The sequence below is a fragment of the Dietzia sp. DQ11-71 genome (assembly GCF_014144995.1).
GTDB classification, from domain to species: domain Bacteria; phylum Actinomycetota; class Actinomycetes; order Mycobacteriales; family Mycobacteriaceae; genus Dietzia; species Dietzia kunjamensis.
In genome coordinates this window covers 1-6,928 of sequence record NZ_JAALDT010000274.1, presented here as the reverse complement: position 1 = coordinate 6,928, position 6,928 = coordinate 1, and the positions used below count along the sequence as shown (strand labels likewise).

The window sequence follows — 6,928 nt, the reverse complement described above, 5'->3', positions numbered from 1 at the left end:
CCGGGCAGCGGCACGGCCTCGTCGTCGTCGGGCCCTCCCGACCCGGCGCGGGCGACGCGCAGACCATCACCATCGCCGCCGCCGGCGGAGCCTCCGGACACCTTGACCTCGCGGCCATCGGGCCGGACGACGAGCAGGCGCTGCGCGCCTGGTTGGCCGACGACGCGGTATCCAAGGCGGTCCACGACGCCAAGGCCGCCACGCACGCACTGACGGGACGCGGGCTCCGGTTGGGCGGGGTGACCATGGACGTGGCCCTGGCCGCCTACCTGGTGCGACCCGGACAACGCAGCTACGGACTGGCGGAGCTGTTCCAACGTCACCTACAGCGCGAACTGCCCGAGGTGAAGGCGGGGGACAAGCAACTGTCCCTGCTCGACGATGTCGATGACGCCGAGACTGAGCAGAAGAACGCCGACGCGGCCGCGACCCGCGCCCGCGCGGTGGTCGATCTCGCAGAGCGGCTGGACGTGGAACTGGAGCAGGTGCACGGGGCGCGCCTGATGGCGGAGATGGAACTGCCGCTCGTGCCGGTGCTGGCGCGGATGGAATCTATCGGGATCGCGGTGGACGGCGGCGCCCTGGACGGGTTACGGGACGACTTCGCCGACCGCGGGCGGCAGGCGGCCGACGCCGCCTACGCCGCGATCGGCGGCGAACAGATCAACCTCGGTTCGCCCAAGCAGTTGCAGGTCGTGCTGTTCGAGACCCTCGGCATGCCCAAGACCAAGAAGACCAAGACCGGGTACACCACAGACGCCAAGGCGCTGGAGGAACTGCTCACCAAGGAGACGGGCGACACCCCTGGACGGGCGTTCCTCGAGGCACTACTGCTGCACCGCGAGACCACCAAGATGCGGACCACGGTCGAGGGGCTCATCAAGACCATCGGTGACGACGGGCGTATCCACACCACGTTCAACCAGACCGTGGCCGCGACCGGCCGGCTTTCCTCGACGGACCCCAATCTGCAGAACATCCCCGTGCGCACCGAGGACGGTCGACGAATCCGCGAATCGTTCGTCGTGGGTGAGGGCTACGACTGTCTTCTCACCGCCGACTACAGCCAGATCGAGATGCGGGTGATGGCACACCTGTCCTGCGACGCCGGGCTCATCGAGGCGTTCCGGACAGGGGAGGACCTGCACTCGTTCGTCGGCTCGCGCGCGTTCGGCGTGCCGATCGACGAGGTGACCCCGGAGCTCCGTCGCCGGGTCAAGGCCATGAGCTACGGGCTGGCCTACGGGCTCAGCGCGTTCGGCCTCGCCGCCCAGCTCGGGATCAGCCAGGGTGAGGCCAAGGATCAGATGGAGGCCTACTTCTCCCGCTTTGGCGGCGTGCGCGACTACCTGCGCGCAGTGGTCGAACAGGCCCGCCGAGACGGCTACACGGAGACACTGTTCGGGCGGCGTCGCTACCTGCCCGAGCTCAACTCGGACAACCGGCTCAAGCGGGAGAACGCCGAACGTGCCGCGCTCAACGCACCCATCCAGGGCACGGCCGCCGACATCATCAAGGCGGCCATGCTCAAGGTCGACGCGGACCTCACCGAACGGCGGCTGAAGAGCCGCCTTCTGCTCCAGGTCCACGACGAACTCGTGCTCGAGGTGGCGGAGGGCGAACTCGACGAGGTCCGGGACCTGGTCGTGGACCGCATGTACTCGGCCATCGAGCTCGACGTCCCGTTGGACGTCTCGACCGGAACCGGTCCGGACTGGGACTCGGCGGCGCACTGAGCGTCCCGTTGACCTCCCGGGCGGCAGCCGACCTGTACCCTAAGTTCATTTCAGATTCGGCTCCACGACGCCTGAAAGGGCACCCCATGACGCTCACCTCCCGGCGCGGACTGCGCGCCGCCATGGTCCTGACCGCCACCGCGGCCCTCGCGCTGACCGGTTGCACCACCAACACCGAGGGGCCGCAGGACTCCGGGGAGCCTCGTGACGAGGTGTCTCTCGAGACCGACGAGGAGATCGCCGCGCTCGTCCCGGCCGAGATCCGGGACAAGGGCGTCATCGTGATCGGCACCAATCCGCCGTACGCGCCCAACGAGTTCAAGAACGAGAGCGGCGAGATCGTCGGCTTCGACATCGACGTGATGACCGCCGCCGCACAGCTGATGGGGCTTCGCGCGGAGTTCCGCGAGTCCGACTTCGAGAAGATCATCCCGGCGATCGAGGGCGGCACCATGGACATGGGAGCCTCGTCGTTCACGGTCAACGACGAGCGGCTCCAGACCGTCGACTTCGTCACCTACTTCGAAGCCGGCATCCAGTGGGCAGCCGCCGCCGGCAACGACGTCGACCCCGATGACGCCTGCGGCCTGAACGTCGCCGTCCAGCGGACCACGGTCTCCGACCAGGAAGACGTGCCCGCCCGCAGCGAGGCCTGCGTCGCGGCCGGGAAGCCCGCGATCGAGAAGGTCCAATTCGATTCCCAGGACGAGGCCTCGACCGCCGTGGCGCTCGGGAAGGTCGACGCGATGTCCGCCGACTCGCCCATCTCCGCCTACGCGGTCAAGCAGTCCGAGGGCAAGATGCAGCTCGTCGGCGACGTGTTCGACTCCGCCCCCTACGGCTGGCCCGTCCGCAAGGACTCGGAACTCGCCGCCGCCCTCGAGGCTGCCGCCGACAAGCTCATCGAGACCGGCGACTTCGAGACGATCGCCCAGAACTGGGGCCTCGAGGCCGGGCTCATCGATGACGCCGAGATCCGGAAGGGCTGAGTGACCGGTAGGTGAGTACCGCGCAGAAGGGGGCGGACGCCCCCGCGGCGGAGGCCCCGGAACCGATCCGGGCGGTGCCTCTCCGGCACCCGTGGCGTTGGGTGTCGGCGACCGTCGTACTGGTCCTGGTGTTCCTGTTCATCTGGGGCGCGGCGACCAACCCGGCCTACGGGTGGGACACCTACGCCCGCTACCTGTTCGACACCAGGTTCGGCATGGCCGTGTTCTACACGATCGCGCTGACGCTGCTGTCGATGATCCTCGCCGTGGTCCTCGGCGTCATCCTCTCGGTGATGCGGATGAGCAGCAACCCCGTGCTCAAAGCAGTCGCCTGGGTGTACCTGTGGATCTTCCGCGGAACGCCGATCTACGTGCAGCTGCTGTTCTGGGGCCTGATCTTCACCCTGTACCGCCAGGTCCAGTTCGGGATCCCGTTCACCGACCTCCAGTTCGTCCGGTTCGACGACACGATGGTCCTGTACTCGGCGTTCTGGCTGGCAGTGGTGGGCCTGGCCATGAACGAGGCCGCGTACATGGCGGAGATCGTCCGCGCGGGCATCTCGTCGGTTCCCGAGGGGCAGGCCGAGGCCTCGACCGCACTGGGGATGACGTGGGGCCAGACGATGCGGCGGACCATCCTGCCGCAGGCGATGCGGGTCATCATCCCGCCGACGGGCAACGAGTTCATCTCGATGCTCAAGACCACCTCACTCGTCGTGGCGATCCCGTTCTCCGGTGAGCTCTACGGGCAGGCGCGCGACATCTCGGGCGTCAACTTCCAGCCCATCCCGCTGCTGCTGGTGGCCGCCACGTGGTACCTGGTCATCACCAGCGTGCTCATGGTGGGTCAGCACTACCTCGAGAAGCGCTTCTCCCGCGGCGCCACCCGGAGGCTCACCGGCCGGCAACTGCGCGCACTCGCCGATGCGGACGGGCTCACGCCGTCCGCCCTCGCCGCTGTCAAGGGCACCGATCAGTCGGGAGGGCTGGCATGACGTCGATGGTCAGGGCCGAGCAGGTCTGTAAGAACTTCGGGTCGCTGCGCGTCCTCAAGGGCATCGACCTCGAGGTCGCCGCCGGTGAGGTGCTGTGCCTGGTGGGGCCCTCCGGATCGGGCAAGTCCACCTTCCTCCGGTGCATCAACCACCTGGAGCGGGTCGACGCCGGCAGGCTCTACGTCGACGGCGAGCTGGTGGGCTACCGGGAGAAGGGTGACAAGCTCTACGAGATCTCCCCGAAGCAGGCCGCCCGCCAGCGACGGGACATCGGCATGGTGTTCCAGCACTTCAATCTGTTCCTCCACCGCACCGCCCTCGAGAACGTCATCGAGGCGCCGATGTTGGTCAAGGGCCAGTCGCGTGGGGAGGCCACCGAGCGGGCCCGCGACCTGCTCGCGAAGGTGGGTCTCGCCGCCAAGGCCGATGCCTACCCGGCCCAGCTGTCCGGCGGGCAGCAGCAGCGCGTGGCGATCGCCCGGGCCCTGGCCATGGACCCCAAACTGATGCTGTTCGACGAGCCGACCTCGGCCCTCGACCCCGAGCTGGTCGGGGAGGTCCTCGGCGTGATGCGCGATCTCGCGGACGCGGGGATGACCATGGTCGTGGTCACCCACGAGATGGGGTTCGCCCGGGAGGTCGCCGACACGGTGGCGTTCATGGACGACGGTGTCGTGGTGGAGTCCGGCACACCCGCGGACGTTCTCACCTCGCCGTCCCACCAACGGACCAAGGACTTCCTGTCCAAGATCCTGTGACGCCGGGGCAGGTCCGGCGCGAGGGTGGGTCAGGAGAGCGTGGCCACGAAGATCGCCGTGCCGGGGAAGATCCCGCCACGCAGCGGGCTCCACTGCCCCCACTCCCGGTCCAGCCACTCCGGCCACTCCGGCTCGATGAGGTCCTGCACCACGAACCCGGCGGCGACCAGTTCGCGGATCCGGTCGCCCACCGTCCTGTGGTGCTCGACATAGGTCAGCTCGCCGTCGTCGTACTCGGTGTACGGCGAGCGGTCGAAGTAGGGGAACACGGCCAGTAGACCCTCCGGTCCCGGATCGTCGCGGAAGATCCACCGCATGGGGTGGTTGACCGAGAAGACGAACCGGCCGCCCGGTCGCAGGACGCGCGCCGCCTCCGCCATCACGCCCGCGGAGTCCGCCACGAACGGGATGGCTCCGAACGCCGAAAACGCGACATCGAAACTGCCGTCCGCGAACGGCAGCCGGCCGGCGTCGGCCTGGATCAGGGGTACGGTCGCCGCCGGGCCCGTCGCCCGGCTCGCAGCCTCAGCCCCCACACGGAGCATCCCGGCCGAGAGGTCGACGGCCACGGCACGGGCGCCCCGGCCGGCGATCCACCGGGAGCACGGAGCCGACCCCGACCCGATCTCGAGCACGTCGCGGCCCTCCAGGTCACCGAGCAGGTGCCAGTCACCTTCGTGCAGGCCCTCGGGGCACCAGACGAACTCGCCGTCGGCGGAGTGGGCGCCGAGGAACTCGCCGTGGTGATGGTGGTAATCCGTCGCCTCCGAGTCCCACCACATGCGTGAGGCTCGGACCGACTCTCCATGTCCTGGGGGGTTTGTGGACGTCACGTGTGAAGCGTACAGTTGACGGTCGCGTGCGTACGCGCTCGCTTTCTTCCCGTCCGCTACGATTCCTATCCACTCCGGAGCACCCCACCATATGACCACCAACACCACGTCCCCGCAGGTAGCCGTCAACGACATCGGCTCCGCTGAGGACTTCCTCGCCGCCATCGACGCCACGATCAAGTACTTCAACGATGGTGACATCGTCGAGGGCACGATCGTCAAGGTCGATCGTGACGAGGTCCTGCTCGACATCGGCTACAAGACCGAGGGCGTTATCCCCTCGCGCGAGCTCTCCATCAAGCACGATGTCGACCCGGGTGAGGTCGTCGAGGTGGGCGATGAGGTCGAGGCCCTGGTCCTGACCAAGGAGGACAAGGACGGCCGTCTGATCCTGTCCAAGAAGCGCGCACAGTACGAGCGCGCCTGGGGCACGATCGAGGAGCTCAAGGAGAAGGACGAGGCCGTCAAGGGCACCGTCATCGAGGTCGTCAAGGGTGGCCTCATCCTCGACATCGGTCTCCGTGGCTTCCTCCCCGCCTCGCTGGTGGAGATGCGCCGCGTCCGTGACCTCCTGCCCTATGTGGGTCAGGAGCTCGAGGCCAAGATCATCGAGCTGGACAAGAACCGCAACAACGTGGTGCTCTCGCGCCGTGCATGGCTCGAGCAGACCCAGTCGGCCGTGCGCTCCGAGTTCCTGCACCAGCTGCAGAAGGGCCAGGTCCGCAAGGGCGTCGTGTCCTCGATCGTCAACTTCGGTGCCTTCGTGGACCTCGGCGGGGTCGACGGTCTCGTCCACGTCTCCGAGCTGTCCTGGAAGCACATCGATCACCCGTCCGAGGTCGTCGAGGTGGGCCAGGAGGTCACCGTCGAGGTCCTCGACGTCGACCTGGACCGCGAGCGCGTCTCGCTGTCGCTCAAGGCCACGCAGGAGGATCCGTGGCGGCACTTCGCCCGGACCCACGCGATCGGTCAGATCGTCCCGGGCAAGGTCACCAAGCTCGTGCCGTTCGGCGCCTTCGTGCGTGTCGACGAGGGCATCGAGGGCCTGGTCCACATCTCGGAGCTGGCCGAGCGCCACGTCGAGGTCCCGGACCAGGTCGTCACGGTCAACGACGACGCCATGGTCAAGGTCATCGACATCGACCTCGACCGTCGTCGTATCTCGCTCTCGCTCAAGCAGGCGGACGAGGACTATGCTGAGGAGTTCGACCCGTCGAAGTACGGCATGGCCGACAGCTACGACGAGGCCGGAAACTACATCTTCCCCGAGGGCTTCGATCCCGAGACCAACGAGTGGCTCGAGGGCTTCGAGAAGCAGCGCGAGGAGTGGGAGAACCGCTACGCGGAGGCCGAGCGTCGCCACAAGATGCACACGGCCCAGATCGAGAAGGGTCGGGCCGCTGCTGCGGAGGCCGCCGAGGCCGCCCCGACCAACTACTCGTCGGAGTCCACCCCGTCGTCGCGTCCGGCTGCGGCGGAGGCCGCTCCGGCCGAGTCCACCGGCGGTTCGCTGGCCTCGGACGAGCAGCTGGCCGCCCTGCGCGCGAAGCTCGCCGGAGGCGAGTGATCGCACAGTAGGCATCTGAGAGCGGCCCCGCACCGGTATCCGGTGCGGGG

The 6,928-nt window shown here is 68.1% G+C and carries 6 protein-coding genes; 5 read left to right on the top strand and 1 reads right to left on the bottom strand.

Translation table 11 applies throughout. The features are described from left to right. From polA to G6023_RS10215, 4 genes are all read left to right on the top strand, one after another. Positions 1–1,736, top strand: a 1,736-nt coding sequence (gene polA / locus G6023_RS10230; RefSeq protein ID WP_182635355.1) for a DNA polymerase I, incomplete at its 5' end; no start/stop codon positions are given. An 86-nt stretch (positions 1,737–1,822) separates the two neighbouring features. Next, on the top strand, positions 1,823–2,725 hold the full coding sequence (locus tag G6023_RS10225; RefSeq protein WP_182635353.1) for an ABC transporter substrate-binding protein: 903 nt from the start codon (positions 1,823–1,825) through the stop codon (positions 2,723–2,725). An 11-nt stretch (positions 2,726–2,736) separates the two neighbouring features. Further along, positions 2,737–3,720 (top strand): amino acid ABC transporter permease, encoded by a 984-nt coding sequence (locus G6023_RS10220; protein WP_182635351.1) that lies wholly within the window; start codon positions 2,737–2,739, stop codon positions 3,718–3,720. Further along, positions 3,717–4,478 carry an amino acid ABC transporter ATP-binding protein gene (locus G6023_RS10215; RefSeq protein ID WP_120285887.1) on the top strand — a complete coding sequence of 254 codons (762 nt, stop codon included), beginning with the start codon at positions 3,717–3,719 and terminating at the stop codon, positions 4,476–4,478. Before G6023_RS10220 ends, G6023_RS10215 begins: the two co-directional genes overlap by 4 nt. A 29-nt stretch (positions 4,479–4,507) precedes the next feature. On the opposite strand, the gene G6023_RS10210 is transcribed toward G6023_RS10215, so the two are convergent. Continuing rightward, the gene (locus tag G6023_RS10210) at positions 4,508–5,260 is read right to left on the bottom strand and encodes a class I SAM-dependent methyltransferase (RefSeq protein WP_235027857.1); all 753 of its coding nucleotides are present in this window, start codon (positions 5,258–5,260) and stop codon (positions 4,508–4,510) included. A gap of 142 nt (positions 5,261–5,402) precedes the next feature. On the opposite strand from G6023_RS10210, the gene rpsA reads away from it, so the two are divergent. Continuing rightward, the gene (gene rpsA, locus G6023_RS10205) at positions 5,403–6,878 is read left to right on the top strand and encodes a 30S ribosomal protein S1 (protein ID WP_067714021.1); all 1,476 of its coding nucleotides are present in this window, start codon (positions 5,403–5,405) and stop codon (positions 6,876–6,878) included. Positions 6,879–6,928: the final 50 nt, after the last annotated feature.